The sequence below is a fragment of the Vasconcelosia minhoensis LEGE 07310 genome, assembly GCF_015207255.1.
Lineage (GTDB): Bacteria > Cyanobacteriota > Cyanobacteriia > Phormidesmidales > Phormidesmidaceae > Vasconcelosia > Vasconcelosia minhoensis.
Genome location: NZ_JADEXG010000049.1, coordinates 14,695 through 40,653 on the forward strand (window position 1 = coordinate 14,695; position 25,959 = coordinate 40,653).

General features: G+C 54.0%; 29 protein-coding genes. 23 read left to right on the plus strand and 6 right to left on the minus strand.

Features of this window, described 5'->3' with window-relative positions:
* Positions 1-3: 3 nt before the first annotated feature.
* The 13 genes from IQ241_RS18065 to IQ241_RS18125 all read left to right on the plus strand — a co-directional run bounded on the left by IQ241_RS18065 (position 4) and on the right by IQ241_RS18125 (position 13,287).
* On the plus strand, positions 4-1,110 hold the full coding sequence (locus IQ241_RS18065) for an ABC transporter substrate-binding protein (RefSeq protein ID WP_193909873.1): 1,107 nt from the start codon (positions 4-6) through the stop codon (positions 1,108-1,110).
* A 12-nt stretch (positions 1,111-1,122) separates the two neighbouring features.
* Positions 1,123-2,211, plus strand: coding sequence for an extracellular solute-binding protein (locus IQ241_RS18070; RefSeq protein ID WP_193909875.1), 1,089 nt, complete (start codon positions 1,123-1,125; stop codon positions 2,209-2,211).
* 18 nt (positions 2,212-2,229) lie between these two features.
* Positions 2,230-3,099, plus strand: coding sequence for an ABC transporter permease (locus tag IQ241_RS18075; RefSeq protein WP_193909878.1), 870 nt, complete (start codon positions 2,230-2,232; stop codon positions 3,097-3,099).
* A 9-nt stretch (positions 3,100-3,108) separates the two neighbouring features.
* Complete coding sequence (locus IQ241_RS18080; RefSeq protein ID WP_193909880.1) at positions 3,109-3,966, plus strand: ABC transporter permease; 858 nt, start codon at positions 3,109-3,111, stop codon at positions 3,964-3,966.
* 332 nt (positions 3,967-4,298) lie between these two features.
* Entirely contained in the window at positions 4,299-5,843 is a 1,545-nt protein-coding gene (locus IQ241_RS18085; RefSeq protein ID WP_193909882.1) for an amidohydrolase family protein, read from the plus strand.
* 77 nt (positions 5,844-5,920) lie between these two features.
* Positions 5,921-6,961, plus strand: a complete 1,041-nt coding sequence (locus IQ241_RS18090; RefSeq protein WP_193909884.1) for an ABC transporter substrate-binding protein — start codon at positions 5,921-5,923, stop codon at positions 6,959-6,961.
* 49 nt (positions 6,962-7,010) lie between these two features.
* On the plus strand, positions 7,011-7,910 hold the full coding sequence (locus IQ241_RS18095; protein WP_193909886.1) for an ABC transporter permease: 900 nt from the start codon (positions 7,011-7,013) through the stop codon (positions 7,908-7,910).
* A 2-nt stretch (positions 7,911-7,912) separates the two neighbouring features.
* On the plus strand, positions 7,913-8,716 hold the full coding sequence (locus tag IQ241_RS18100) for an ABC transporter ATP-binding protein (protein ID WP_193909888.1): 804 nt from the start codon (positions 7,913-7,915) through the stop codon (positions 8,714-8,716).
* 5 nt (positions 8,717-8,721) lie between these two features.
* A complete protein-coding gene (locus IQ241_RS18105; RefSeq protein ID WP_193909890.1) occupies positions 8,722-9,207 on the plus strand; it encodes a TIGR03943 family putative permease subunit in 486 nt (161 codons plus the stop codon).
* 54 nt (positions 9,208-9,261) lie between these two features.
* Positions 9,262-10,200: a transporter substrate-binding domain-containing protein gene (locus IQ241_RS18110; RefSeq protein WP_193909892.1), complete on the plus strand. Its 939-nt coding sequence runs from the start codon at positions 9,262-9,264 to the stop codon at positions 10,198-10,200.
* On the plus strand, positions 10,193-10,852 hold the full coding sequence (locus IQ241_RS18115; protein WP_228021823.1) for an amino acid ABC transporter permease: 660 nt from the start codon (positions 10,193-10,195) through the stop codon (positions 10,850-10,852). Before IQ241_RS18110 ends, IQ241_RS18115 begins: the two co-directional genes overlap by 8 nt.
* Position 10,853: 1 nt before the next feature.
* Entirely contained in the window at positions 10,854-11,657 is an 804-nt protein-coding gene (locus IQ241_RS18120; protein ID WP_193909894.1) for an amino acid ABC transporter ATP-binding protein, read from the plus strand.
* A 280-nt stretch (positions 11,658-11,937) separates the two neighbouring features.
* Entirely contained in the window at positions 11,938-13,287 is a 1,350-nt protein-coding gene (locus IQ241_RS18125) for an amidohydrolase family protein (protein WP_193909896.1), read from the plus strand.
* A 293-nt stretch (positions 13,288-13,580) separates the two neighbouring features.
* Here the strand turns inward: IQ241_RS18125 and IQ241_RS18130 are convergent, their stop codons facing one another.
* Positions 13,581-14,228, minus strand: a complete 648-nt coding sequence (locus tag IQ241_RS18130; RefSeq protein ID WP_193909899.1) for a flavin reductase family protein — start codon at positions 14,226-14,228, stop codon at positions 13,581-13,583.
* Positions 14,229-14,481: 253 nt separating this feature from the next.
* Here IQ241_RS18130 and codB point away from each other — a divergent pair, with 253 nt between their 5' ends.
* Entirely contained in the window at positions 14,482-15,771 is a 1,290-nt protein-coding gene (gene codB / locus IQ241_RS18135) for a cytosine permease (protein WP_193909901.1), read from the plus strand.
* Here the strand turns inward: codB and IQ241_RS18140 are convergent.
* Positions 15,742-16,260: a DUF2203 family protein gene (locus tag IQ241_RS18140; protein WP_193909903.1), complete on the minus strand. Its 519-nt coding sequence runs from the start codon at positions 16,258-16,260 to the stop codon at positions 15,742-15,744. The genes codB and IQ241_RS18140 overlap by 30 nt on opposite strands.
* Before the next feature lie 114 nt (positions 16,261-16,374).
* Between IQ241_RS18140 and IQ241_RS25665 the strand changes: the two genes are divergently transcribed.
* The 5 genes from IQ241_RS25665 (at position 16,375) to IQ241_RS18165 (ending at position 20,309) form a co-directional block, all read left to right on the plus strand.
* Complete coding sequence (locus IQ241_RS25665; RefSeq protein ID WP_228021824.1) at positions 16,375-16,716, plus strand: hypothetical protein; 342 nt, start codon at positions 16,375-16,377, stop codon at positions 16,714-16,716.
* A 24-nt stretch (positions 16,717-16,740) separates the two neighbouring features.
* Positions 16,741-17,166 (plus strand): hypothetical protein, encoded by a 426-nt coding sequence (locus IQ241_RS18150; protein WP_193909905.1) that lies wholly within the window; start codon positions 16,741-16,743, stop codon positions 17,164-17,166.
* A 7-nt stretch (positions 17,167-17,173) separates the two neighbouring features.
* The gene (locus tag IQ241_RS18155) at positions 17,174-18,370 is read left to right on the plus strand and encodes an AAA domain-containing protein (protein WP_193909907.1); all 1,197 of its coding nucleotides are present in this window, start codon (positions 17,174-17,176) and stop codon (positions 18,368-18,370) included.
* A gap of 165 nt (positions 18,371-18,535) precedes the next feature.
* Positions 18,536-19,576 (plus strand): DEAD/DEAH box helicase, encoded by a 1,041-nt coding sequence (locus IQ241_RS18160; protein ID WP_193909909.1) that lies wholly within the window; start codon positions 18,536-18,538, stop codon positions 19,574-19,576.
* 448 nt (positions 19,577-20,024) lie between these two features.
* Entirely contained in the window at positions 20,025-20,309 is a 285-nt protein-coding gene (locus IQ241_RS18165; protein WP_193909911.1) for a type I phosphoribosyltransferase, read from the plus strand.
* Positions 20,310-20,364: 55 nt separating this feature from the next.
* Here the strand turns inward: IQ241_RS18165 and IQ241_RS18170 are convergent, their stop codons facing one another.
* The 3 genes from IQ241_RS18170 to IQ241_RS18180 form a co-directional block, all read right to left on the minus strand.
* Positions 20,365-20,901 carry a Uma2 family endonuclease gene (locus tag IQ241_RS18170; RefSeq protein WP_193909913.1) on the minus strand — a complete coding sequence of 179 codons (537 nt, stop codon included), beginning with the start codon at positions 20,899-20,901 and terminating at the stop codon, positions 20,365-20,367.
* Positions 20,902-21,234: 333 nt separating this feature from the next.
* A complete protein-coding gene (locus tag IQ241_RS18175) occupies positions 21,235-21,867 on the minus strand; it encodes a Uma2 family endonuclease (protein WP_193909915.1) in 633 nt (210 codons plus the stop codon).
* A gap of 296 nt (positions 21,868-22,163) precedes the next feature.
* Positions 22,164-22,421 (minus strand): hypothetical protein, encoded by a 258-nt coding sequence (locus IQ241_RS18180; protein WP_193909917.1) that lies wholly within the window; start codon positions 22,419-22,421, stop codon positions 22,164-22,166.
* Between the two features lie 216 nt (positions 22,422-22,637).
* On the opposite strand from IQ241_RS18180, the gene IQ241_RS18185 reads away from it, so the two are divergent.
* The 4 genes from IQ241_RS18185 (at position 22,638) to IQ241_RS18200 (ending at position 25,612) form a co-directional block, all read left to right on the plus strand.
* Positions 22,638-22,940 carry a DUF2103 domain-containing protein gene (locus IQ241_RS18185; protein ID WP_193909919.1) on the plus strand — a complete coding sequence of 101 codons (303 nt, stop codon included), beginning with the start codon at positions 22,638-22,640 and terminating at the stop codon, positions 22,938-22,940.
* On the plus strand, positions 22,937-24,058 hold the full coding sequence (locus IQ241_RS18190) for a tRNA (guanine-N1)-methyltransferase (RefSeq protein ID WP_193909921.1): 1,122 nt from the start codon (positions 22,937-22,939) through the stop codon (positions 24,056-24,058). Before IQ241_RS18185 ends, IQ241_RS18190 begins: the two co-directional genes overlap by 4 nt.
* Positions 24,059-24,086: 28 nt before the next feature.
* Positions 24,087-24,830, plus strand: coding sequence for a hypothetical protein (locus tag IQ241_RS18195; protein WP_193909923.1), 744 nt, complete (start codon positions 24,087-24,089; stop codon positions 24,828-24,830).
* Positions 24,831-24,928: 98 nt separating this feature from the next.
* Positions 24,929-25,612 (plus strand): TIGR04282 family arsenosugar biosynthesis glycosyltransferase, encoded by a 684-nt coding sequence (locus IQ241_RS18200; protein ID WP_193909925.1) that lies wholly within the window; start codon positions 24,929-24,931, stop codon positions 25,610-25,612.
* Here IQ241_RS18200 and IQ241_RS18205 read toward each other — a convergent pair.
* Positions 25,593-25,959 (minus strand): DMT family transporter (locus tag IQ241_RS18205; protein ID WP_193909926.1); only part of this gene is annotated, 367 nt, incomplete at its 5' end. The two genes, IQ241_RS18200 and IQ241_RS18205, sit on opposite strands and share 20 nt — an antisense overlap.

A 25,959-nucleotide genomic window follows, 5' to 3' on the forward strand; every position in this document is an offset into this window, starting at 1 on the left:
ATTATGTCTTATCCCAATCTTTCTTCTCGACACCTCCAACACATTTCTCGCCGCTCCATTCTAGGCGCAGGTCTCTTTGCCGGTAGTAGCCTCCTGATCAAAGCCTGCACAGGCTCATCCCCTTCGGAGAGCGCGGCTGGTGGCGGTGAGCTCATAGCTACAACCTTTGCTGGTAGCTGGGAACAGCTTTACCGTGATGTGCTGGTACCGGCTTTTACCGAAGCTAGCGGCGGCAGTGCCAGTTTGGTCCCCATGGTCTCGCTAGAGCAAATCGCCAAGCTCCAAGCCTCGCCGCAAAGCCCGCCCTTTGACGTGGTTTTGCTCGATGAGGGACCGTTCAATGCTGCGCCCAAAGAGCTTTTTCAAAAGGTGCCCGTAGACCAGCTCTCAAACTATGACGCCGTACTGCCAGCGCTCAAAAGCGATGAGGGCTGGGGACCCACGACCGGTGTGCAGGTGATTGGCATTGCCTACAATCCCGAAACGGTGGCTTCGCCGCCGACCTCTTGGAATGATTTGCTTGACCCCCAATATAAGGGCCGGGTTTCTATGCAGGGGATGCAAACCACTCAGGGCACTTCGGTGATGGTGCAGTTTGCCAAAATGAACGGCGGCAGCGAAGCGGATATTGAGCCTGCTTTTGCCCTGTTGCAAGAACAGCTCAAGCCCAACCTGACCGGCATTGCAGCTAATTCGGGAGCGCTGGCCACCCTATTCCAGCAAGGCGAAATTGACCTGGCCCCACATGATTTGAACAATGTCATCTCCCTTCAAGAAAAAGGGCTCAGCGTAGACTGGGTTGCGCCTCAGGAAGGGGGGATTGCGCTTCGGCCTGCTCAGCAAATTGTTGCCAATACTGAAACCAGTATAGAACTGGCAGCGGCCTTTATTGATGCCGCTCTGAGTCTAGAGGTCCAGTCCGCGATGGCGGATGCTCCCTACTATTTCTTACCTGCCAATCAGAATGTAGAACTCTCGGGTATTTTGGCCGAAAAGTTAGGCAGCAATACCGAGGAAGCTTTAAGCAAGCTCGTCTTACTCGACTGGTCAGAAATCAACCCTCGCCGCACCGAGTGGATTGAGCGCTTTGATAAAGAAGTTCAGGCTTAGAGGAGAGTGGTCATGACTCGACGTTTTGCTACCCGCATCACCCGCCGCTCTGCTTTGGGAGCTGGCCTATTTGTGGGTACCAGTTTGTTGATTAAAGCCTGCGGCACGACCTCATCTTCGACTGCGGGCTCTTCGGGCGGTGGAGAAATTCTCGCCACGACTTTCGGCGGAGCCTGGGAAGAAGGGCACCGTACCTATCTGGCTGAGGAATTCGGTCAAGCGGCTGGCATAGAAGTCACGATTGTCTCAGAACCTGGCTTAGAAGCGGTGTCCAAAGTGATTGCGGCTCAGCCCAATCCGCCCTATGACGTGATTCTAATTCCTGAAGGTCCCATGTTTATGGCCGAGGAAGAAGGCGTGCTGGCGGCATTTCCCCAGGATATGAGCGAGAACTACGGGGAGATTCAGCCCCAGTACTATAACGAAGGGCTAGCGCCTATGGTCGCCTCGCAGGTTCTAGGCATTGCCTACAATCCAGAGCGGATAAGCACACCGCCGACCTCCCTGAGCGACTTCTGGAATCCTGAATATGAGGGACGAGTTGGTATCCCAGCGCTAGAAAGCGGCCTGGGCACAACCTTCTTTGTCGAGCTAGCCCGCCTGGAAGGAGGAGACGAAAACGATGTGGAAGCCGCTTTTCAGAGAATTAAGCAGCTGCTGCCGAATATCGGTGCGATCGCGCCTAACCCCAGCTCCCTAGCGACGCTGCTCCAGCAGGGAGAAATTGACATGGCCCCCCACTGGTTTGACTATATCAGCGGCATCAAGGCTAAAGGCGCGACGGTGGACTGGGTCGCGCCTACGGATAAGGTTGCTTCATCCAGCTCATCGCTGCAGATTGTTAAGAACGCTCAGGCAGACCTGGAGACCGCAGTGTCCTACGTTGACCGGGCGCTGTCGCTGGAGGTGCAGACGGCAATGTCTAAGCCGCCCTACAACTTTCTTCCCACCCATGCGGAAGCCCCTCTCCCCGAAGAGCTCGCGGCCAAGCTGGGTAGCAGCGCCGATCTAAAGGATCGGCTGTTCATCCCCAACTGGCAGATCATTAACCAAAACCGCGCCGAGTGGATCGAGCGATTTGACCGAGAAGTTCAGGCTTAACCCGGAGAATAGACTCAAATGAGCGTTGCCAATCTACCGACCCCAAAACGGAAAAAGCTGCCGCTGACTCAGGGACAGCTGGCCCTGCCGCTAGCGGCCTTTCTAACCCTGTTCTACGTGATTCCGATGGTTGTCTTGCTGGCAGCCAGCTTTCAACCCGCTCGGGGCGGCGGCTTCACCCTGGCGCAGTATGCGGAGTTTTTTACTGACTCAGCCAATATCAGAGTCCTGACGCTGACCTTTTGGCTGGGTTTACAGGTGACGATAGCCTGTCTAATCTTTGGCTACCCAGTAGCCTATTTCTATCATCAAGCGACTGCTAGATGGAAAACCATTCTGACTTTTTTAATCCTACTGCCGCTGCTGACCAGCGCGGTCGTGCGGACCTTTGGCTGGGTCGTCATTCTAGGCAGACAGGGGTTGATTAATTCACTCCTGGTTGGGCTAGGGATGATTGACGAGCCGATCAAGCTGCTGTTTACTCATCTCGGTGTCGCTATGGCGATGACTCAGATCTGGCTGCCGCTGATGGTGCTCTCCATCATCGCCTCACTTTCGCAAATCGATCCGCGACTGGCGGCAGCTTCTGAAAGCCTCGGCGGCGGCAAATGGCGGACGTTCTGGCAAATTACCCTGCCGCTTTCTTTGCCTGGGATTATCTCGGGCTGTCTGCTAGTGTTTGCCCTGACGGTCAGCTCCTTCGTCACGCCGTCAATCATCGGCGGCGGGCAGCTAATGTATATGCCAACGCTGATCTACCAGCAGGGCGTCGTGCTGCTCAACAAGCCCTTTGCCGCCGCGGTTTCAGCAGTCCTGCTGATCATGGTGCTGATCGTTGTCTTTTTGCTCAGCACGCTAGGCCAGAGAACTCGCAAATATGTTCAATAGGAGGGTGTCATGACCGTCGATTCACCAAGAGCTGCTCACGCCTCAACGGGCGACCTGACTCAGCTCGACCGGATTTCATTCAGCTGGGTAATTACGAGTATCGCGCTCTTTAGCCTATTTGTCCTAACGCTACCCACGCTGATTGTTCTAATCGCCTCGCTGAGCTCCGCTCAGACTTTACAATTTCCGCCGCCCGGCTTTTCATTCCAGTGGTATATTTCCCTGTTTAATTATCCAGAGCTGTGGTCAGCGGCGGTTACCAGCCTTCAGGCTGCTGTCGGGACGACTGTGATCTGTGTGGTGCTCGGCGTTTGTGCCTGTTTGGCAATGGCGGGCAGCCGGGCGAATTGGGTCTCGGCAATGGATGCGCTAGTCATGTCCCCTCTGGCTTTACCGGGTGTCGCCGTAGGTTTGGGAATTTTGACCTATCTCAGCCTAATGGGCGTCCGCCTTTCGATTTGGACGCTAATGATCGGGCATGTCGTGATCTGCATTCCCTACGTCGTGCGTACGACCCTTGCTAGCCTAAGCCAGCTCGGCTCGGCCATGAATGAAGCGTCTACGGTCCTCGGCGCTAGCCCGCAGTATACGTTTTTCCATGTGACGCTGCCCCTGATTCAGCAGGGGGTGATCATCGGGGCCTTTATGACGTTTCTAACCTCGTTTGACAACATTACGGTGTCACTTTTTCTCTCGGATGCTCGCACCGAGGTGCTGCCAATCCGCATGTGGTCGATGATTGAGAATGATCTGGACGTGCGGGCGGCGGCTATTTCAGGCATTCTGATTGTGATTACGGCAATTTTTATGATTGTGATGGAGCGGGCCTCGGGGCTATCTAAGTCGCTAATGAGCGATCGCGCTTAGTCTGCATCTATAGCAATGTGCCACGCTGTCGGCTCAAAAATCTCAGAGTCTCGACTTCTAAAAGCGGGCTATTCCCCTGATTAGCCGTATTGAATGATACATTTACCTATGAGGAGCCACCCTATAATTGAGATTAGATTGGCTAAGCTTGGCGTGGTTTTAGCTATAGTTAAAGGTGTTTCGGGCACTAGCGCAACATTCCTGAACCCTTTTTTCAAAGGGCCTTTCAGTCTGTTGTCTCAGGCATTCTGATAGATCAACAGCATAATTGGCCGCTTAAAAGGGATTTCAGCGACTCTATCTTCGAAAACCTCTTTTCGGTGGGTCATGCTATGCCTTCAACGCTCATACGCGGTAAGCAAGTTATTTGTAAAGTCCTCAACCGCAGCGAGGCGCAGATTATTGAGGACGGTGCTGTCTTCCAGCGGGACGGTAAGATTGTAGACATTGGCGCTTATCAGGAGCTGTCCAGTAAATATCAGCCCGATACTGTTTTGGGCTCAGCCCATCATGTGGTGATGCCGGGTTTCGTGAATAGCCATCACCATGTCGGCTTAACACCCTTCCAGCTAGGGTCTCTGGACTATCCTTTGGAGCTTTGGTTTGCCAGCCGTTTGTCTGCTCGGAAGGTAGATTTTTACCTCGATACCCTGTACTCCGCCTTTGAGATGATCGAGTCGGGGATTACCACGGTTCAACATATCCACGGCTGGCTACCGGGACCGGCTCTGAAGTGGCCCGCGATCGCAGAAAAAATTCTCAAAGCCTACGAAGACATCGGCATGCGAGTCTCTTACTGCTTTGCCGTGCGCACCCAAAATCACTTTGTCTACGAGGACAACAGCGACTTCGCGGCTCGCCTACCTGCCAGTATTGCCTCAGATATGGAGGCGTGGCTAAAGGCTCAGGAGATCCCAACGCAGGACTACCTCGATTATTTTGAACATCTGTGGACCCATTGGGACCAGGATCGCACCGACCGCACCCGGATTCAGCTCGCACCCGCTAACCTGCACTGGTGCTCCGATGACGCTTTGACGCTCCAGAATGAATACGCTGCCAAATACGATGTTGGGATGCATATGCACCTACTGGAAACGCCCTATCAGAAGGCGTATGCCCAGCGCCGCACGGGCAAGACGGCGGTACAGCATCTGCATGATTTGGGACTGCTCGGCCCTCGTTTGACGCTCGGCCATGGCGTTTGGGTCACCGAAGACGACATGGATTTGCTGTCTGAAACCGGCACGATGGTGTGTCACAACGCCAGCTCAAACCTGCGCTTACAGAGCGGAATTGCTCCCTTGAATTACTACGCCCAGAAAGGCGTCAAAGTCGGCATGGGTCTGGATGAGGCCGGAATCAACGATGATCGAGACATGCTCCAGGAGATGCGGCTCGTGCTGAAGCTGCACCGAGTGCCTGGTATTGATTCTTTTGTGCCCACAGCGGCGCAAGTCTTCCAAATGGCGACGGAGCACGGCGCTCATACCACTCGCTTTGCCGCAGATGTCGGCACGCTGGAACCGGGCAAGGCTGCCGATCTGGTGCTGATGGACTGGCAGCATATCGCCTATCCTTACCTGGACGAGGAGATCCCGGTATTAGAAGCTGTGCTGCATCGCAGCCGCACCCACGGGATTAAGACGGTGATGGTTGCGGGTGAAGTGGTCTATGAAGAAGGAAAATTCACCCGGATTGACAAAGATGCCATGCTGGCCGAGCTAGCGGAGTCTCTGCAAGTCCCGTTCACCCCAGATGAGCTGCGGCGACGAGAGCTGGCTAAGACGGTCTTTCCCTATGTCAAAAAAGTCTACAACGGCTGGTTCAAGTCAGACGGTCTCGATTCGTTCTATCACCAAAACTGTCGGCATTGATCAGCTGAAGGGGCTGATAGTCCTGGTGAGATGCCTGAAATTTACGCTCAGCTGAAGCTTTTTAGAGGAAACCTGCTATGTTTCAACCCAATCGTCGTCGTTTTTTAGGGCTTGGCCTGGGGGCTGCCGTAACGCCCGTATTGATGTCTATCCTGAATGCCTGCCAGAAAACCGGCGGACAGGCCACCGGCGGTGCAGCCGCGCGAGAAATTAAATTCTCCCATGGCACTGGCTTATGTAATATGCCGCTGTTCTACTCGGCAGAAAAGCAGCTGTTTGAAAAGTATGGCTTTAAAGGATCAGCCGCTCTGACGCCGCTCGCTTCTGATATCGCGGCCCAGCTGGCGACGGGTCAGGTGGAGATGTCGGTGATTCCGTTTACAAACGCGATCGCGGCCTATACCCAAGGAGCCTCCTTCCAGATTGTCGCCGGTAGCGGCATTGAAGGCTTAATTTTGGTTGCCAAACCCGAGATTACCAGCTTTGAGCAGCTGCGGGGCAAGAAGATTGCCACCTTCCAAGCCGATACTCTGGATGTCGTAGTCTACGATTATCTCAAGAACGCAGGTATGACCTACGACGATGTCGAGATGGTTTACTTTGGGGATTCGACAGAGCTGCTGAATGCCTATCTTTCGGGGCAGGTCGATGCGGTCAGTCATATTGAACCCTACGCGACCAAAGCGCAGACGGAGACCGATGGCAATGTTCTGGGTGACGGCACGGATATCTATGGGCAGGGCTATCCTGACTGTGTTCTAGCGGCTCGGAATGAGCTAATTGAGCAAGAGCCGGATGTGGTCAAGGACGTGATTCGTACCTTCTTTGAAGCGGAATATGAGATTGAAAATAATTTTGAAGAAGCAGCGGAAACGACGGTGGGTAAATACTATAAGACTGACTTAGAGAGTGTTCTAGCCGCAGCTCAGGCCCAGCCGCCTGGCGTCGATATCCGCGACAAACGCGAGTTTATGTATAGCCGGGCCGAGAGTATGAAAGAGCTGAACTATATTAACAGCAGTCCCGACGAAAACTTTGTCAATTTTGACTTACTCAATGAGGTCATTGAAGAGAGTCCTGAGCTTTGGGAACGGGTCGATGTCAAGGCTAATGTCTAAGCAGACAAGTTAAAAATTCTCTATCAAAGCCCTGTATCTGCGCATCATTATGCAACAAACCCCCGTCCAGGAATCCCAATCCACTGCTCCGCTGCAAAGCAGCAGCCTGAGTGAACGCAAGCGCAAGGCCAGAATTAAAAGCCTGAAAAGCCTAGTTCAGCAAGTGCTCTGGTGGGTGCTCTCCCTCAGCTTATTTATTGGCCTTTGGGAACTGCTTAGCGCTTTAGGATTGCTGAATACGCTGATTTTACCCGCGCCGCATCAGTTTATTGCTGAAATTGCTAACCAGGAGCAGTTCATGTCCCTTAAGGTCGGCGTCGAGCGAACCGGCGCTAACTTCGCTGCCCTGACGGCAATTGTGGCCACCCTAACGCGGGTCCTGAGCGGGTTGGTTTTAGGCTTCATCGCTGCTCTCTTAGTAGGATGCCTGGCGGCCTATTTCAAAATTTTTGGTAACCTCACGCTGCCCGTGATTACGCTGCTGGCCCCGATCGCGCCGATTGCCTGGATTCCCTTTGCGATACTGGCCTTTGGCATCGGAGATGGAGCCGCTATTTTTGTGGTATTTGTTGGCATTTTCTTCATCCTCACCCTGGCTACCGTCAACACCATTCGCAATGTCGATCAGCTTTACATCAACACGGCCAGAGTCCTGGGTGCGAGTCGGCGACAGGTGATGTTCAAGATTATTTTGCCTGCTATCATTCCTGACCTATTTGTGATCTTACGAATGAACCTGTTTGCCGCCTGGATGGCCGTATTAGCAGCCGAAATGGTGGGCGTGAATACCGGACTCGGCGCGATTATCATGGTCGGCCGGCAGATGTTTAACGCTAAGCTGATGTTCCTCGGTATGGCCATGATTGGCGTGGTGGGGTACTTACTAGACGCTGGGTTCGCACAAATCCAAAAGCGGGTGCTGTGGTGGAAGACCACGGCACAAATTTGATTATGCATACCATTATTTGTCAAAACGTCAGTAAGGTCTGGGGCCTAGATACGCCAGAGGAAGTGCTGGCAATCGATCGGGTTAGCTTTTCGGTAGAGCCTGGCGAATTTCTGGTGATTATTGGCCCCAGCGGCTGCGGTAAGAGCACCCTGCTATCGATGATTGCCGGGCTGGAGCCGCCAACTGCGGGAAAGATTTTGCACGACGGGGAACCGATTGCCGGTCCGTCGCCTCAGCGATCGATGATTTTTCAGCAGTCGTCGCTGCTGCCCTGGATGTCGGTCATTGACAATGTAGCTTTCGGCCTGGAGCTCAAGGGAGTTAATCGCAAAGCGCGGCATCAGCGAGCCGAGCATTTTTTGAAAGAGGTGGGACTTCGCAGTTTTGCCCATCGCTATCCCCATCAGCTTTCAGGGGGGATGCAGCAGCGGGCCTGTATTGCGCGGGCGCTCTGCTTAGGCACCGACGTATTGCTGATGGATGAGCCCTTTGCGGCGCTGGACGTGCAGACCCGCTATCAGATGCAGAAGTTTTTACTCGATATCTGGCAGGCGGCGGGCAAGACCGTTGTTTTCGTGACGCATCACATCGATGAGGCGATCTTTCTCGCCGATCGCGTGATCATCCTCACGGCGCGTCCGGGGCGGCTGTTAGAAAGCGTCACCATTGATATGGCCCGACCTCGCGACGTGATGAGTTCGGAGTTTGAGCGTCACCGTAACCTGTTCGTAGAGCATATGCGCTCTGAAGTCGTCCGCGCCTTTGAGGAGCAGGAGCTGGTAGAGATGATGGATACTCGGGTGTAATCGCCATGAAAGGATTAGCCTTTTTACAGGACCTGGCCAACGCCATTACCGGCAGGCCGACGGCTAAAGCATCAGCCGAACCCGCAATTGATATCTGGAGCTATGCCGAGCCCGCTGGAGAGGAGCCCGATCCGCTGAAGCGAAATGTCTTGCAGTGGCGTCGCCTGATTTCTGCGGTGCGCGATCCGCTGGCTACCTTTCCAGGACAGTCCGTCAGTCTGGTTGGATTTGTTCATCGTGCACCCGGTGAAAGCGCGCAGGAGTTTACGCTGGCGCGACGGGTAATCCGCTGCTGTTTAGCCGATACGGTGCCGCTGGGGTTAGTCATTCATACCGATCGGGCTGAGCAATTTGCACCGGAGACCTGGCTACATATAGAGGGAGAATTTGTAGCCGCGTCGATTCAGGGAAAGGCCAAACTTGCGATCGCGCCCACCACTATTCATCCCATTCCTGAACCGAAAAAAGCCTATATCAACGGCGTGTTCTAGCCCATTAGCAGTCTATCCAACCCTGTTATCTTTCTTAAGGAAACCGAACCAACCATGAGCCTCTACTTCAACCGACGCAAATTTCTCTGGTATGGCACCGCTGGCCTGAGCGCCAGTATGCTGCTCAAAGCCTGCACAAGTCCGTCTGCCGATTCAACCTCGACAGAGACGAGTGCTGCCGACAGCAGTGACGAGGCCGCTAGCGCGGGGATGTCCGTCGAAGATGTCAAGGCGATGGGTAAGCTGCGAGTCGGCTTAGAGGCCGCCTATCCGCCCTTTGCGATGCGAGACGGCAGCGAGATTATTGGCTATGACATCGATCTAGGGCAGGCGATGGCCGAAACGCTAGGCGTAGAGTTCGAGCCGGTGGATACGCCCTGGGCGGGCGTCATTCCCTCGCTGTATGGGGAAAAGTTTGACCTAATTTTTGGCAGCATGAGCTATACGCCGGAACGGGTAGAAAAGGTCGCGTTCAGCATTCCCTATACAGAAGCCTCCCAGGCAGCGCTGATTCGCGTCGAAGACGAAGGCAGCATTCAGTCTGTCGATGACCTGTCTGGAAAAGTGTTGGGGATTAAGCTGGGTTCTCCAGGCGAGGTTCTGTCTAAGGAGCTGGAGGAAAAGCTGAAGGCGGAAAAAGGGGAAGGCTTTGCCGAAATTAAAATCTACGACGACCACCCCGCCGCTTATTTGGCCTTGGGTCAGGGTAAGGTCGATGCCGTCTTGAATACCATTTCGACTTTAGGAATCGTGCTGCGGGATCAGCCGGAGGAGTTTACTGTCGTTCGTGGGTTTGGCCAAGATAACTGGGCAGGCATTGCCGCCCGCGAGGCAGATACGGCGCTGGTTAGCTTCGTGGATGAAGAACTGAAACGCCTCAAAGCCAACGGTACCCTGGACGAACTTCAGGAAAAATGGTTTGGCTTCACAATGAATTTGCCCAATCAAAAGCCGGTTGTTGAAGATGGCGAGCTAGCGTTTGTCGATGCTTGACAATATTGATTGGGAAGTTGTTCAACTGGCCCTGCCGCTGCTAACCGAAGGGCTGTGGAACACCGTGCGGATTACGGTTCTGGCGATTGTGATTGGAACCCTAGCGGGGTTCCTGCTGGGCCTGATGTCCGTCAGTCGGGTCAAAATTTTAGAGTGGGTGATTGCGGCCTATGTAGACTTTGTTCGGGGCACGCCGTTGCTCATTCAAATCTTCTTAGTCTATTTTGCTTTGCCGGTCATCGGCATTGAAGTCGGAGAATACTGGGCGGGCGTTTTGGCTCTGAGCTTTAATGCGGCTGGCTTCATCGCAGAAGTCGTGCGAGCTGGAATTGGCTCCATTGATGTTGGTCAAACGGAAGCAGCCAAGTCGATTGGCATGACCTACCGACAGATTTTAGTGCATATTTTGCTGCCTCAAATCTATCGTCCGATTCTGCCTCCCTTGACCAATGAGCTGATTACCCTGGTCAAGGGGTCAGCCCTGCTCTCTGTGATTTCCGTCTACGAGCTAACCCGGGCGGGCCAGGCGGTCATCTCTCAGTATTTTGTACCCCTTGAGATCTATACGCTCCTAGCGCTGTATTATTATGTGCTGATCTCCCTGCTGACCCGATTGTCTCGCTGGCTGGAAAGAAAAGTTTTGGCCTACTAGCATGGCAGTCCTCAGCCCCACTGAAACAGCGCTGAAGCCTCTCCTGCAAGTGAAGGGGCTGACCAAACGATATGGCCCATCGACGGCGGTTTCTCACTGCTCATTTGGCGTAGATGAAGGGAAAACCGTTGTCATTGTCGGCCCGTCGGGCAGCGGTAAAACAACCCTCCTACGCTGCATTAACTATTTGGAAATTCCCGATGCGGGTCAGGTCATTCTCAAGGGTGAGGTGATCGGTCAGCGCCAAATTCATAAGCAGGGCCAGGCCTGGAAGCCAATTTCCGAACGAGCGCTGGCTCGGCAGCGGCAGCGGATTGGCTTTGTCTTTCAGCGCTTCAATTTGTTTGCCCACCTCAGCGCGCTGGACAATGTAGCAGTTGGCCCCCATCGTGTCCTGGGACTATCGCGATCGGCGGCCCAAGACCTGGCAGCTCGGCAGCTTGAGCGCGTCTTTTTGAAAGAGCATTCACACAAGCGACCGCACCAGCTTTCCGGGGGACAGCAGCAGCGGGTCGCGATCGCGCGCTGCCTGGCCATGTCTCCTGACCTGATGCTGTTTGATGAACCCACCTCTGCCCTCGACCCTGAGCTGGTGACAGAAGTTCTGGAAGTCATGCGTGAGCTCGCCCGCGACGGCATGACGATGGTCGTGGTCAGTCACGAAATGGGCTTCGCGCGCCAGGTGGCCCAGCAGGTCATTTTTATGGACGAGGGTTCGATTGTCGAGCAAGGGGAGCCGGATGCCATTTTCGATCGGCCCCAGGAACCGCGCACCCAGCAGTTTCTCTCCAAGGTTCTGGTATAGCAACTCAAATAAGATACCCCTTGAAACGGGTTACTGTGTATACACAACTGTAAGATAATGGCCGAAAGTATCGATATCCCTTGGGTTCGCCCTCATCCTAAATCCTTCTCCCGAGGGGAGAAGGACTTTGATCTCTGGCTCCCCTTCTCCCCGGGGAGAAGGGGTTGGGGGATGAGGGCTGCCGGGATGACGCTTAATTCTCCGACTTGTGTACACACAGGTAGCTTGAAAAGGGGGAGGTTAGAGCCCAAACCGCAAGATTGTTAGTTTACAATTCCCGATGACTCCACCACTGTTAGAACTTGACCTGGCGATTCAGGGCGTTACTGCTCTGACCGTTGATTCCAACCGGCCTGTGATTGAGGAGGCGGTGATTGGGATTCAAGGCGATCGCATTGCCTTGATATCGTCTACGGCGGATGCCCCCGCCTGGACCGCTAAACGGATTCTCGATTTACCCGGCCATGTCGCCACTCCGGGATTTGTCAATGTCCACACCCACGCCATTCTCAGCATGGTACGCGGCGTTGCGGAAGATTTGGGCTTTGCCCCAGCCTACACGCCGGGGATTCCCCAAGGGTCTGACGTGACGCCAGCGGAAGCCTATGCGCTATCACGCTTAGGGGCCTTAGAAGCGATGCTGTTTGGCTCCACCCTAATCAACGACACCTATGTCCATGCCGATGTCACCCTCGGACCGATGGCTGAAGTCGGGCTGCGGGTCTATTCCTGTGGTCGGATTCACGACGTGGATTTTACCCAAGTTTCTAGGGGCGAGCTAACCTACGACCCGGCAATTGGCGATCGCACCTTAAATGCCGCCTTAGACCTGGCGCAGCAGTGGCACGGGGCCGCTAACGGTCGAATCGGTGTTCAGCTGGCGGCCCATGCGCCTGATACCTGTACTGCGTCTCTCCTGCGGCGGGTGGCTGAGGCCAGCCAAGCTCATAATTTACGGGTCAATACGCATCTTGCCCAGAGCCGTCTAGAGGTCGAGCGGGTGCAGGCGCGGGATGGCATGACCCCAGCGGAACTGCTGGCGGAGACGGGACTGCTGAATGAGCGACTGACGGCAGCCCACTGTCTCTTTTTGAACAACGCCGATATCCAGCGGGTGGGCCGCGCCCGGATGGCGGTAGCCCATATTCCCAAAGGCAACGCCACGGGCGGCACCATGGCCCCGACGCCAAAGCTACGCGCGGCGGGGGCTCGTCTGGCCCTGGGCACCGACAACATGCACGCCGATATGGTGGAAGTGATGCGCTGGGCCATCGCGATCGCGCGGCTTCAAGAGGGCAAAGTCTCCGATGATTGGCAGCCCCATCACGTTTTGGCCATGGCTACCCGACAGGGAGCCCAGGCGATGGGCCTAGCAGACAGCATTGGCAGCCTGGAACCTGGCAAAAAGGCCGACTTGGCTATCTTTGACTTTCAGCGTCCTCACCTGACGCCCTGCATTAATCCCATTGGCAATCTTGTCCACACGGCCCAAGGTCGAGATGTGCAGTGGGTGATCGTCAACGGCGAGATCGTAGTTGAATCTGGCCAGGCGACCCAGGTAAATGAAGCCGAAATTCGAGCTGAGGCCGCCCAGGCCGCCCAGCAGCTCTGGCAGCGCTGCTCTAAATAGCAGAAAATTGCTCAAAGTCGTCTCTGCATAGTCAAGTCCATCTTGAATGGTTGAGATGGTTTAATCGCGACCTTGAGCTAAGTAGGTTAGCCCGATTATTTGTAAGACCTGATATACTTTGGCCTCGCCCTCACCCCAAACCCCTCTCGCGCGGGGCGAGGGGCTTTGAGTCCGGCCCCCCTTCTCCCCCGGGGAGAAGGGGCTGGGGGATGTAGAGCTTTGCTCTTCTCGAAGAGTGGCCAACGCTGGTCATCAGGCGCTTAATTAGGTCCACGTACTTAGTGTAAAACTTGTCATTTTCTCTGCTTCGATGGCTGCTTTTTATCCGGCGGGAATCCGTTAGGAATGGTGAAGCAATCGCGAGTATAGCAGTAGTCATGGCCCGCCATCCGGCCTACCGCTGCTAGCTTGTCGGTGTTGACGCGATCGCGATCGTCTACCAGCTCATCCTGAATAAACAAATGAACCACCTGCCCAATCACGATATTGAACTCTCCGACAGGCACAATTTGTAAGGTGCGACATTCAAACGCAACGGGCGACTCAGCGATACGAGGGGGACGAACCACTTGACTGGGCGCAGGGGTCAGGTCTAGGTAGTCTAATTCAGATTCGTCGAAGGGCAGCGGTTCCGAGGCTTCTGCAACCTGTTGAATGTAGGACTCTACGGTCAAATTGATGACATATTCTCCCAGTCCACCTTCGGTAGCAGGTCGAACGTTTCTCAGCGTATCTTTGTCAGTTTTGTCTGGCTTTTTGCTAATGCTAAACATCAGGGCTAAAGGCGAATGCCCCACCGCGTTGAAGTAGGAAAAGGGAGCTAAGTTAACGATGCCTTGAGGTGACAGACTAGACACAAAAGCAATCGGACGAGGAACAACGCTGCCGATGAGTAACTTGTAGCGAGTGGCAGGCTCAAGGCTTTTAGGGTCAAGCTCCATCAATAAACTCCATATTCTTGGATTGAAAAATCCTATCAGCTTATTCGGAGGACCTCAAAATGTTTCAAGATATCTTTATTAGCCTGTTTGTGACATTTCTTAATGTGAATAGAGCCAATCTATCAGCCTTTTAAGCTTTTTTCTCAAAAGCCTCTTTCGGTAGCTTTAAATACGAAAGATTGCTTTAGAACGCTAAATAATATTGCCAAACTTCCGACGCTGATATCTGCGTCAGACACAACCATTATCCACCATGAGTACAGCTCCACCCAAACTAAAAACTGTTAGCCAGGCCCAAGCAGCCCAGGACTTTCCTCTCGCTGCTGTGCCCATAGAAGCCCGCAAGCCCATTTGGTCGCTGGCTCCCCTACTGATGGGATTCACGCTGGTCTCGACGACGTTAATCGCGGGGGGAATGATCGGCCCGGCCTTTGGATTTACGGATTTGCTCTGGGTTGTCCTGATTGGCAACGCCATTCTGGGCATCTACTGCACCATCTTGAGCTACATTGCTGCGAAAAGCGGCCTGAGCACCGTCTTGATGGCCCGCTTCAGCTTCGGCAACTTGGGATCTCGCTGGGTCGATTTTATCCTGGGGTTTACGCAAGTCGGCTGGTACGCGGTGACCAATGCTTTTATTGCAGATGCGTTATTTAACCTGTTGGGGCTACCGGCTGGGCTCAAGTGGCTAGCGATTGTTTTCTTCACCTATGCCTTTTGCGTGACTGCTTATATGGGCTATCGGGCGATGGACTGGCTGAGCCGCTTGGCCGTTCCGGCGATGCTGATTTTGATTGGGCTGAGTCTTACCTTAGGCTTTCGAGATGCCGGTGATTTGTTTGCGATCGCGCCTACCGAACCCATGTCACTGACCGCCGGTATTGCCGTCGCGGTGGGCACCTTCATCTCAGGCGGCACTCAAGCCACCAACTGGAGCCGCTTTGCCGATTCGACCGGCAGCGCGGTGGGCAGTACGCTGCTGGCTTTTTTGGGCGTTAACGGGCTGCTCATTTTTACCGGCGCTTTTTGTACGCTGGTGTATGGCACCGAGGATCTGATTCAGGCCATGGCCCAGCAGGGCATCCTGGTTGGTGGCGTTGTGCTGTTGATCTTGAATGTTTGGACGACGCAAGACAATACGATTTATGCGTTCTCACTAGCTGGCAGCAATTTCTTCCGCACGAACAAGCGCCATGCCCTTGTGTTAGGCGGTGCGACCTTCGCTCTGGCTTTAGCGCTGGGGGGCATTTACGAAAATCTGATTCCCTATCTGATTTTGCTGGGGGCGGTGATTCCGCCGGTGGGAGGCATCATCATGGCTGACTTTTGGCTCCGACACAATGGCCGATTTCCGGCCCTGAATACGCCTCTACCCGCCTTTAACTGGGCGGGTGTGATCGCCTACATTTTTGCCTCTCTAGTGGCCTATATCTCATCGCAAAACGACTTTGGCATTGCCCCTTTAAACGGCATTATCGTTGCTGCGATCGCCTACGCCCTCTTAGTTCGCTTACTACAGCCCCTCTCCCATGCCTCCCGATAGTCTTTCAAATCTACGCCTGAATTCGTCCCGATCAGCTCTAGCTTCTTCGAGCAAAGTGCTAAAGCGTTCATCATTAACCCGTATCCGAGCCATAAAATCAGAGTGCTCTTTGGCATTTTGTAAGGCCAAATCGATCAGCTGGCTCATTCGCTCGGTCATATCGGCTAGCTGTCCGTCTAACCGCTCAAAAAAATCGACAACAGCATCATCAACCTGACCGATCTTGGTACCGAGCTGGGCAATTGCTTCGGAATTGGCCTCAACAGAGCGAGCATTGCTATCACAACGCTTTCGCAGTTCTTCCAATCCAGCTTGAGTTTGCTGCCAGCCCTCATCAATACTGCGCTTGAAGTCAGCAGCATCTGCTCGCATCTCAGCAATAGAGCTAGCGTTGCTGGCTATTAAGCTTCTCAGCTCTTCGTCCGTCATGACAAACCTCAGTACAAATTTATTATACTTATGAAGGGCTGGCTGTGCAAAATTGGCCACTCGGCTTGACCTATTCCCTGTTGCTCGATTCGTATCACGGAGTACATTCGTTACTGAACCGTTTCAGTACGGTAGGACATGGTACGTATTCTGAAAAGGCTAAAGCAAAACCCGATGGCACGTAAGAAAGGGAATCAGGTATTCAGTATTGTCTTTGCGGTGACCTGGGGCGTGATTACGGGCGTCCTGTGGGCCTATGCAAACCCGATTCAGCTGGTGCCTGGCGTCATCCAGTGGCGGAGCTTTGCCTTTCTGCCGCCGGTGATCGGGATTTTGTTTGGTCCGATCTCGGGCTTTATTTCTGGGTACCTGGGCTCTGTCGTCTGGGGGCTGCTGCTACGCGCTCTCCCAGATCGTGAGCAAAGGCGACGATTGAAATATGATAGTGCTGAGGGTATCTACGAATTTGCTGATCCATGGCCAACTATCGCATTCTTCAGTTCTGCTACCTACTAGAAGCTCACCTGACATTCAATCTTGATGAAGCGCTCGAAAAAGGGCTATCTGGGCGCATTCTCAGAGACTCACCGCGACCAGATCTCCCCTGGAACCCTGTCTCCGAAAGCCATAAATCCCAGCCAGGGCAGAGAATGTCCCATACCGGTAGCGGCAAATATCAGATCTATTTTGGCCTTTTCCAAACCTCAGAAATATTTGCCTTCTGGAAAAATCAGCTCAGCAGCGGAGCTCTTTCCTGAACTGCTCATGGAGGAAGATCAGCTTACTTGTTATGGCTCCTTCTGTGTAAGTGCCAGCGGGCAGCTCGTCAAAGATAGCCTGCAGTTGTCTGGAGCACCTCTATTTTTAGGCCAAGTTGCTGCTCAGTCCGTGAAGGGGATAGCACTGTCATGGAACCTTAATTCATGTTTTCAGAAGTATTGGAGCTCAGCCAATCGTTTTTTTTGAATCACAGGTGCAAGTGCTTTTTGAAACTCGATCTGTTGTTTCGAAAAAAGTTTTGACTACAATTATTGACTATGTTATTCATGAGTGCGGTATCTGGCTGCCTAACGAATTCCGAGAACTAGGCTATTGGGTCAAGTTAACGACCGGAATGCGGCCTGACCCCATTTTTAATAGCTTCTATATGAGCGATCTGGAACGGGTCGCAAAGCAGCTCAATCGAAGCTGTGATGTCGGCGCGGCGCTCAAAAACTACCTGAGCGAATTGATCCCTGAGCGAATCGACCTAGACCAGCGATCGGTTCAACAGCAGGTTCTTTCACCTCGATTTCTGCCACTTGGACGCTGGCCAACAAATCCAGACTACCAGCTCTCGCTCCAGCAGCAATGCGCAGTCAACTTAGCTGCCCTTCAGCTTTCTGAATCAGGTCTATTCTCTGTTAATGGGCCGCCGGGAACCGGAAAAACAACTATGCTTCGGGACATCGTAGCTCACATTGTCGTAGAGCGCGCTGCCCAAATGGCGACCTACGACAATCCTAGCCGAGCATTTACGCACGCTGAGGCTGGCAGGAGCGCAACATCGAAGGTCTCTCCCTACTGCCTCGACAAAAAACTAACTGGCTATGAAATAGTTGTGGCTTCTAGTAACAATGGAGCGGTAGAAAATATCTCAAAGGAAATTCCTAGCGGTAGCGCGATCGCAGACGAGTACAAATCTGTAGCCGCTTACTTTCAAGATGTTGCTTGCGCAGTAGCAAACCAATCCGATGCCTGGGGGATTTTAGCAGCAGCGCTAGGGAGCAAAAAAAACTGTAGAAAATTTGCAGAGTCATTTCGAGATAAGTTCAGCGCTGCTTTAGATAGCCCCTCTAGAGTCAGCTGGACAGAAGCAAGACAATCCTTCAGCAGTCTTGTCAGAACCGTCGAAGCTCTGATCGAAGAGCGAAAGGACTATGAAGCTCTAGTCAGTAGCTACAAACAAATACGTCAAAATCTGCCTAAGATAAAAACACAGCTTGCTGAAGCTGAAAATCTGCTGACGCGCTTTCAACAGCAGCGGTGGCAGTTTCAAGAGCACTTGAGAGATAGTGAAAGCCGGCTAGCCAGGCAGAAGTTGACGGCTGAAGCCATCATGAGCAATAAACCTCATCTGATATTGCGCATCCTGTCATTCATCTGGAAACATTCCAGTATCAAGAACTAACGACAGCGTGTAAACCGGGCTCAGTCAGAGCTAGTACAACTTCAGATTCAGCAGCGAGAGGATAGATCCAAGCTTAGCAGGCTTGATGGGAAAATCAGGCAAGGCCAAATCAGCGTAGAAAAGTTTGAAAAAGTACTGCTGCAAAATCAAAACCAGTACGAAGCCATGGCTGGAGAACTGGCGAGAGGTCATCAGCGACTCGGCAAGGCTTTTGCTGACGAGATCTGGTGGGAACGTCCCGATGCAGTCATAGAAATGAGCACACCTTGGGTTGATAGAGAATTAGATGATGCCCGCTCTCAGCTTTTTATCGCTGCACTACGAGTTCATCAGGCTTTTATCGAGCAGTCTGCTGACAAACTTCGCAGAAATATTGAGCTGTGGCTAGACCTAATTCAAACTGGCAAATTTCTCGGTCAGACCCAAAAGCGTACGCTCATCCTATGGCAGACAGCATTTCTAGTAATTCCGGTCATCTCAACCACGTTTGCCTCCATTGCCAGGTTGTTCAAGCAATTGGATCGAGAAACACTAGGATGGCTGTTGGTGGACGAGGCAGGACAGGCCGTTCCTCAAGCAGCAATTGGAGCTCTGTGGCGAGCCAAACGTGCGGTTGTCGTCGGAGATCCCTTGCAGCTTGAGCCTATCTTTACGCCTCACCCTAATCTAGTAGAAGGGCTGCGTCACCATTTCCAGCTAGAAGATTGCTGGAATCCTCATTCCTACTCTGCTCAAGGGCTAGCCGACCGGATCAATCCTTTTGGTACGGAGCTAAGGCAGCGAGACAAGCCGCTCTGGGTTGGCTGCCCGCTTCGGGTACACCGTCGCTGTATTGAGCCTATGTTTTCGCTGTCGAACGAGATCGCTTACGGCGGTAAAATGGTACTCGCGACAAAACCGCCCGAAGGAATTCTCTTCCCAGCAGGTGTAAGCCGTTGGATCCATACGAGCGGAGAATGCGAGGGAAAACACTGGGTTCCTAACCAGGGTGAGCAGGTGCTACATTTGCTCGCACAGATCACTTCGCAGAGCGCTGAGCTATCTGAAGTGTTCATCATTAGTCCTTTTCGAGAAGTTAGTAACGCCCTCAAAAGGGTACTCAGTCAAAGGACTAGTGAGTGGGCACCTCCACGGCTAAATGTTAGGCAAAAACAAACCTGGTTGGATAAATCGGTAGGAACTATACATACATTCCAAGGTAGGTAGGCAGATATTGTGATTCTCATGCTCGGATTAGATAAAACAAGACATGGTGCGGCGCAGTGGGCATCGCAAAAAGCAAATCTTCTCAACGTAGCTGCTACTCGCGCTCGATATCGTCTATACGTGCTAGGTGATAGAGAGCTATGGGCAGATTATAACTACTTCGATACAGCCTTGGGACTTTTAACCTGAATGGGTTTTGCGCAGCTTGGAACTTCCAAATGGGAGACTACAGCTTTATGGCAATGTGTTTGCTGATGACCGTTGGGCTTATCTTCTGGCAGGAGGCATTGAGAGCGTGATGGTAGACAGTGGAAAACCCTATCGAGCGAGGTTTATTCCCAAAGGCGTTTGCCCCGACACAGCGCCTCCCTATACCGATACCTACCCAGTTCTGCTGCGGGATGGCAGCCGCTGAAAATTGCCGTTCCAGCCTTTTCCAGTTGGGAAAATGGCGATCGCGCTACTAATGTCGAATCAAACCCCCTTTGAAGTCGAACAGGGTTTAACTCCCTTACTGACTGAGCTGGCCCGCGAGGCTGCACCAGAAGCGATTGTTGGCGTTCCCACCCTGGGATTAGACTATGCTCGGCAGGTGGCGCGATCGCTAAATTTTCCGCACTACGTCGCTTTGGGAAACTCTCGCAAGTTTTGGTACGACGACTCGCTCTCAGTGCCGGTGGAGTCCGTCACCAGCCCCGGCGATCTGCAACCCGTCGTGTTTGGGATCGTCTAAGAGCACTATGTCCCATACTGCGGGCGGCAGCAGTACCCGCTGATAAGGTCCGCGTTCAGCGCCGCTGGGTCATGGCGATCGCGGCTTCTACAGTCAGCTCTAGGATATTGCCAAGCGTTGGCAGTACATCGGCTCCAGAATAGACAATAGGCAGTTCGCGGTCTTGCCAAACCCAGACTTGCTGCCGCTGGATATCAATCAGCCAGGCCAGCTGAGTACCTTGGTCAAGGCAGTGCAGAATTTTATGCTGTAAATCCAGGATATTTTGATCTGGTGAACGAATTTCAACCAACCAGTCGGGAGGTCCCTGCAATGGCTCATCAGCGTCTGGGAGTCGATCTGTTTTGACCACGGCAATGTCCGACACCGGCGAAAACGGGGGCACAATGCACCGCAGTTCTTGAATAGCTTCGTATGCCTCGCTTTGACGGTCAATAGTATTGACCAGATTGCGCTGGAGGCGCGAATGAAACAGCGTTGGCATTGGCTTTTGCTGAGCCCGACCGTTGATCAACTCCCAGGCCGGCGAAGCTTCAATGTTGGGTCGCTGGAGAAAAGCGTCTAAGGGGCTAGTAGTCATAGGAGATGGCATAGTGGCCTACGAGCACCAAAGGCAGAACATACTGATGTCCCTATCATAAAACCTATTCCAGGGATCGCAGTTAAAGACGCGGATGATGATTCCAGCTGCAAAACGGGTTTCCAAAACTGACGCGCACGTTCGAATCGCGCCGGTCGTGTTGATGCCAGCTCCCTGTCCGTAAGTTTAATCATTTCTTTGCCTTGATTTATCTAAGCTTTATAGATTTTTCGATGAAGGTTGAACTATCGTTTCATTGTGTTTCCGCAACACCCCTATACCGAAAGACCTATACTTAACCGCCCCGGCAGAAATGTCGGGGTTAATTTTTGGTTTCGCTATCAATCATTTCGTTAGCTGCTGACGGAGCGATCGCAGGGCCGCCCCGCTTCCCTGTTCCGGCGCGCTTTGGAAGATCTGGGCAACTAAAGCGGGCAGATCCGTCTCGGGGAAAAAGCGGCTGGACGGCTGCGGCTGGTAGGCTTCTCCTTGCAAACTGTAAATCTTCAGCCCGCTTTTCTTGAATAGCCAAACTTCCGGCACCCGATAAGGCGCGTAGTCCTCAGCCGCCGTATAGGTCGTGACGTCGATTTCGATTACCAAATCGGGTGGCGGATCGGTTTGCCAGTCAATCCGGTCTTTGCCGACCGCTGACTGCCAGTTATTGATATAGAAGCAGTAGTCTGGCTCAATCCCTCTCGCTTCAGGAATGTCCATGGTAATAGGCGTAAAGGCTTCATAGTTGCGGTCATCGCTATCCAGCAGAATTTCTACAACTCTAGCCAGTACATGAGCTTCCCGACCGTGGCGGGGCATAGGACTCATGAGTAGAATTTCACCATCGCGAAACTTAATGCGGGGAATAGAGCCATCACCTCGACTATCGCGCAGGGCGCAGTAATCTTCCCAAGTGCCGGGCATCCGCACGACCGTTCCGGCAGGAAGCTGAATTTTCTCACGGGAAATTACGGCGTACATCGACGGCAACCAGAATAGCTTCTTTCTTATTCTGGCAGACTATTGCACTGAGGCAGATTAACTCAGTGGGTCGAGTTTGCCGCTTAAATCCCTGGACTTGCTAAACGTCCTTTTGGCTTAAAGGCTGGAAAACTTACAAACTAACCAGTCAGGGGATCAACCAATTCTATGTTGGCAATCCATTCGAAGTCGGCAGTATTATGGGTGACAAGGGATAGCTCCCTGATTAGGGCCGTTCCAGAAAGGCTCGTGTTCGGGTTGAGCCGCATAGATAATTATGTTGCTGTCCAGAAGCACTAGGCTTCTCGACCCGGTAATGAGCGATCTTGACGATTTTTTTTCTGCCATTCGACCGGATCGAGGCCATGAAAGGGGCTTAGCTGAGCGAGTTTGCGCAAGCTAGTGGCCATCTCGCTTCCCTGATGAGATAGCGCAGAGACCGAGACGGGTTTGAGTACCGTGATATGAACTTCTGCATCTTCGGATAGCTGAGGAGGGCTGTCTAGCCAGATAACTTGAGTACCTCTGAGAATGGCCCGATGTGTTTGCAGCATTAGATAGCAGAGTAGAGTTACGCCTATTTTAGCCTTCAGCGATTGGCTGAGTGCAGACGCGAGGTATCTGGGCAAATACAGTCTTCAGGGCTAGGATAACATCGCAATCAGCCCCCTACTCGCAATCAATCCCCTACTATGAATGCTGCATGGAGTTCGCGATACATGGCATCCTTAAGCTGGGCAGTCTAGAAGGGTGATCGCGAAGGGAAAACGATGGATGATTCACAGGCGGGGCGGGTCGTACTGACCCATTCGACCCATATTCCGGGGCTGATTCCGATTTTAGAAAAGCTGGCGCTGCATCCCCAGGTGAAGACGCTGACGCCAGCGGTAATCGGGCCGGTGCGATCGCATTCTCCCAAACTCCAGCTGCGGGTTTCCGTCCCCATTCAGGGCGGCTTCAAGCTGATTGCCCGCAAAGGCAAGACGGCACAGGAAGTTTTTGCGATTACCGGGCTGAGTCAGGACCAGCTCAAGGCTGAGATTGCGACATTGTTGAAATCGAGCCGACGATGAGCCCGCCAGCAGACTGGCTGTGGGAAGGCAAGGCGACCTTTGACCCCGGCTCAGCCTTCTACCGCCCCAAGAGCAAAGTCGGGCGCGACCTGGCGGTGCTGGCGGCGGCGGTCTACCGGCAGCAGCGAGGCCAGCTGCGGGTGCTGGATGCAATGACCGGCTGCGGCGTGCGGGCGCTGCGCTACCAGCTGGAGGCCGGGGCCGAGTGGGTCTGGGTGAATGAGGCCAATGCCGAACTGAACCCGGTGATTACGGCTAACCTGGCGGCGGGGATGCGATCGCGCACCTACCGCATTACCCACCAGGACGCTAACCCGCTATTCTTTAGCTGCTACCAGCAGCGCGATTTCTACGATTTAATCGACGTCGATAGCTTTGGCAGCCCCATGCCGTTTGTCAACACGGCCCTGTGGGCGGCTAAGCTGGGCGGCCTGCTCTACTTCACCAGCACCGACGGCCGCACCACCGGCGGCCACGCACCGGACAAAAGCCTCCAGGTTTACGGAGCCTATGCCCGGGCTCACCCCGCCGTACATGAGCAGGGGCTGCGGCTGCTGATTGGCGTGATTGTGCAGCAGGCGGCGGCGCGGGGCTTGCAGATTCAGCCTATATTCTCTTTGTTTAATGGCGAAATTCATCGGGTGATGGTGCGGCTGGTCAGCCAGCTAGACTGGGATTCTGACCAGTACGGCTTTTTGGCCTACTGCCATGACTGCGGCCAGTACCAGACGGCGAGCTGGCGGCAGCTAGGCCGGGTCGATTGTCGCTGCGGTCAGACACCGGTGCTGAGCGGACCGCTGTGGCTGGGGCCGCTGCACAATATCGAGATGCTGCGGACAATGCGGCAGCTGGCGCTGGAGTGGGACTGGCCCCAGTGCGCTAGCCTGCTCACCCTAATGGGCCATGAAGCCGAGATGCCGCCCTACTGCTATCCGCTAGGCGAAATCGGGCGGCGGGGACAGATGGATATTCCCCAACGCGACCGGCTGCTGGCGGGGCTGCGCGTTCGCGACTTCCGGGCCTGCCGCACCCACCTCGACGCCCAGGCGATTAAGACCGACGCGCCGATGGCGATCTGCCTGGAAGTGGCTAGAAAGGCCAACTTTGAGGCAAAATAAAAGCGCCAGTCTGAGTTTGGAGATCGCCGTGAAGCGCATATTGGTTGGCTTAGCAATCGTTTCTGCTGCGATCGGCGGCAGCGTCGCCTACTACTGGAATCGGGCTACGGCCCTGCCGGACTGGTATACGGAAGCGCCGGGTGAGACCCGCTTTGCCCTGGCTCCCCTGGCTCAGGTGCCGACTGAGACCAGTCAGACTGAGCAGATTGATGAAACGGTGACGGTAGAAAGCATTCTGAACCAAAATCTGACGGCGGACCCGGTTGCCGAAGGCAGAGTTCCCTTAGAAGTCACCCTGAGTGAAGCCGATCTAAATCAGGTGATGGCCACCGCGATCGCGCAGGAGCCCCAGGCGGGCCGCCTACTGGCATCGGCTAAAGGCGTGCAGACGACGATTGAGGGCGATCGTATCCAGAGCGGCGCGGTGATGAACCTATCGGAAATTCCTGCCAGCGCTCTGCCGCGCGAGGGTCAGCAGGCGCTGACGCAGCTGACCGAGCGCTTTCCTCGACTGTCTAACCGAGATATCTACGTGGGCATTGAGGGTAGCCCGCAGCTCAAGGGAGACCGGCTGTCGCTGGGCGATGATGCCGTCATTCGGATTGGCCGGATGTCCCTAGCGGTGGATGACATAGCCTATCAGCTGGGGATTTCTCAGGCCGAGCTAGAGCGTCAGCTGTCGGCGCTGCTCACTCAGCAGGGGCTAACCCCCGAGCGAGTACAGATTGTCGATGGCCAGCTGGTGATTAGCGGCACAGTTCCAGCCCAGTAAGCCGCCGTCGATAGGTCGTCAGGTGAGCTATCTTGACTATGATTGGTCGCTGAATCGACAGTGACCCTGAGAGAAAGTAGCGATCGGAGCGCCTTGTTTTGCAGGATTTTTATGCCCGCAGTCGGCTAATTTTGCTGACGCGCTATCCTGAGGCCGGAAAGACCAAGACTCGGCTAATTCCCCATCTGGGAGCAGAGCCAGCCGCTCGCCTACAGCAGCAGATGACCGAGCATATTGTGGCTGAGATCCAGCAGTTCCAAAGCTGCTACGCGGCCTCACTAGAAGTTCACTTTGCCGGCAGCAGCCGGGCTCAGATGGCCACCTGGCTGGGCAATCACCTGAGGTATCGACCCCAGCCGTCGGGAGGCTTAGGCACGCGGCTTTCGCAGGCGTTCTGCCAGGGGTTCCGCGACGGCATGGACCGGGTTGTTGCGATTGGCGCCGACTGTCCTCAGATCACTGTCCACCTTCTAACCCAGGCGTTTCAAAGGCTGCGCAATCACGATCTGGTGCTCGGCCCCGCCCTAGATGGCGGCTACTATCTGATTGGCCTAAGCAAGACCTGCGACGCAGCTCACGCAGCGCTATTTCAAGGAATCGACTGGGGGACTGCGCAGGTATTCGATCAAACGGTCGCGATCGCGCATCGCCAAGCCCTAACCCTGGCTACCCTCGCGCCCCTCAGTGACATTGACCGCCCCGAAGACCTGGCAATTTGGCAAAACAGGATCAAAATATCGTCTGAAAGCAAGTCCCAAGCGACTAGCGGGACTTCAGGCTGAGAGCAGCGATACCCAAGGCAGTGAGGACGACGCCAGCCATTTGGGGAAGCTGTAGCATCTCCTGCAAAGCGAGCCAGGCAAACAGCGCCGTGAGAATTGGCGTTCCCGAACTGACCAACGCCGTGAGGGTAGCGCCGATTAGCCTCAGACCGTAGTTGTTCAACAAATAGGCACCCAAGGTTAGAAAGACCGAGAGGACGCTGATCAGAATCACCATCGGCCAGGCCGCTGCGGAAATGTCCACTGGGCCAGTAAACAGCAGCAGCGCGGTTGAGAAGCAGACTACGGTGATAAAGGTAATCAGTGAAAATGGGATGGGATGCAGGGCGGGGCGGGCGGGATAGCGC

What these genes read in the sequence shown, in the direction of transcription:
- IQ241_RS18065 (WP_193909873.1), top strand. Translation starts at nt 4, where the DNA reads ATGTCTTATCCCAATCTTTCTTCTCGACACCTCCAACACATTTCTCGC.
- IQ241_RS18070 (WP_193909875.1), top strand. Translation starts at nt 1,123, where the DNA reads ATGACTCGACGTTTTGCTACCCGCATCACCCGCCGCTCTGCTTTGGGA.
- IQ241_RS18075 (WP_193909878.1), top strand. Translation starts at nt 2,230, where the DNA reads ATGAGCGTTGCCAATCTACCGACCCCAAAACGGAAAAAGCTGCCGCTG.
- IQ241_RS18080 (WP_193909880.1), top strand. Translation starts at nt 3,109, where the DNA reads ATGACCGTCGATTCACCAAGAGCTGCTCACGCCTCAACGGGCGACCTG.
- IQ241_RS18085 (WP_193909882.1), top strand. Translation starts at nt 4,299, where the DNA reads ATGCCTTCAACGCTCATACGCGGTAAGCAAGTTATTTGTAAAGTCCTC.
- IQ241_RS18090 (WP_193909884.1), top strand. Translation starts at nt 5,921, where the DNA reads ATGTTTCAACCCAATCGTCGTCGTTTTTTAGGGCTTGGCCTGGGGGCT.
- IQ241_RS18095 (WP_193909886.1), top strand. Translation starts at nt 7,011, where the DNA reads ATGCAACAAACCCCCGTCCAGGAATCCCAATCCACTGCTCCGCTGCAA.
- IQ241_RS18100 (WP_193909888.1), top strand. Translation starts at nt 7,913, where the DNA reads ATGCATACCATTATTTGTCAAAACGTCAGTAAGGTCTGGGGCCTAGAT.
- IQ241_RS18105 (WP_193909890.1), top strand. Translation starts at nt 8,722, where the DNA reads ATGAAAGGATTAGCCTTTTTACAGGACCTGGCCAACGCCATTACCGGC.
- IQ241_RS18110 (WP_193909892.1), top strand. Translation starts at nt 9,262, where the DNA reads ATGAGCCTCTACTTCAACCGACGCAAATTTCTCTGGTATGGCACCGCT.
- IQ241_RS18115 (WP_228021823.1), top strand. Translation starts at nt 10,193, where the DNA reads ATGCTTGACAATATTGATTGGGAAGTTGTTCAACTGGCCCTGCCGCTG.
- IQ241_RS18120 (WP_193909894.1), top strand. Translation starts at nt 10,854, where the DNA reads ATGGCAGTCCTCAGCCCCACTGAAACAGCGCTGAAGCCTCTCCTGCAA.
- IQ241_RS18125 (WP_193909896.1), top strand. Translation starts at nt 11,938, where the DNA reads ATGACTCCACCACTGTTAGAACTTGACCTGGCGATTCAGGGCGTTACT.
- IQ241_RS18130 (WP_193909899.1), bottom strand. Translation starts at nt 14,228, where the DNA reads ATGGAGCTTGACCCTAAAAGCCTTGAGCCTGCCACTCGCTACAAGTTA.
- codB (WP_193909901.1), top strand. Translation starts at nt 14,482, where the DNA reads ATGAGTACAGCTCCACCCAAACTAAAAACTGTTAGCCAGGCCCAAGCA.
- IQ241_RS25665 (WP_228021824.1), top strand. Translation starts at nt 16,375, where the DNA reads ATGGCACGTAAGAAAGGGAATCAGGTATTCAGTATTGTCTTTGCGGTG.
- IQ241_RS18150 (WP_193909905.1), top strand. Translation starts at nt 16,741, where the DNA reads ATGAAGCGCTCGAAAAAGGGCTATCTGGGCGCATTCTCAGAGACTCAC.
- IQ241_RS18160 (WP_193909909.1), top strand. Translation starts at nt 18,536, where the DNA reads ATGGCTGGAGAACTGGCGAGAGGTCATCAGCGACTCGGCAAGGCTTTT.
- IQ241_RS18165 (WP_193909911.1), top strand. Translation starts at nt 20,025, where the DNA reads ATGGCGATCGCGCTACTAATGTCGAATCAAACCCCCTTTGAAGTCGAA.
- IQ241_RS18170 (WP_193909913.1), bottom strand. Translation starts at nt 20,901, where the DNA reads ATGCCATCTCCTATGACTACTAGCCCCTTAGACGCTTTTCTCCAGCGA.
- IQ241_RS18175 (WP_193909915.1), bottom strand. Translation starts at nt 21,867, where the DNA reads ATGTACGCCGTAATTTCCCGTGAGAAAATTCAGCTTCCTGCCGGAACG.
- IQ241_RS18180 (WP_193909917.1), bottom strand. Translation starts at nt 22,421, where the DNA reads ATGCTGCAAACACATCGGGCCATTCTCAGAGGTACTCAAGTTATCTGG.
- IQ241_RS18185 (WP_193909919.1), top strand. Translation starts at nt 22,638, where the DNA reads ATGGATGATTCACAGGCGGGGCGGGTCGTACTGACCCATTCGACCCAT.
- IQ241_RS18190 (WP_193909921.1), top strand. Translation starts at nt 22,937, where the DNA reads ATGAGCCCGCCAGCAGACTGGCTGTGGGAAGGCAAGGCGACCTTTGAC.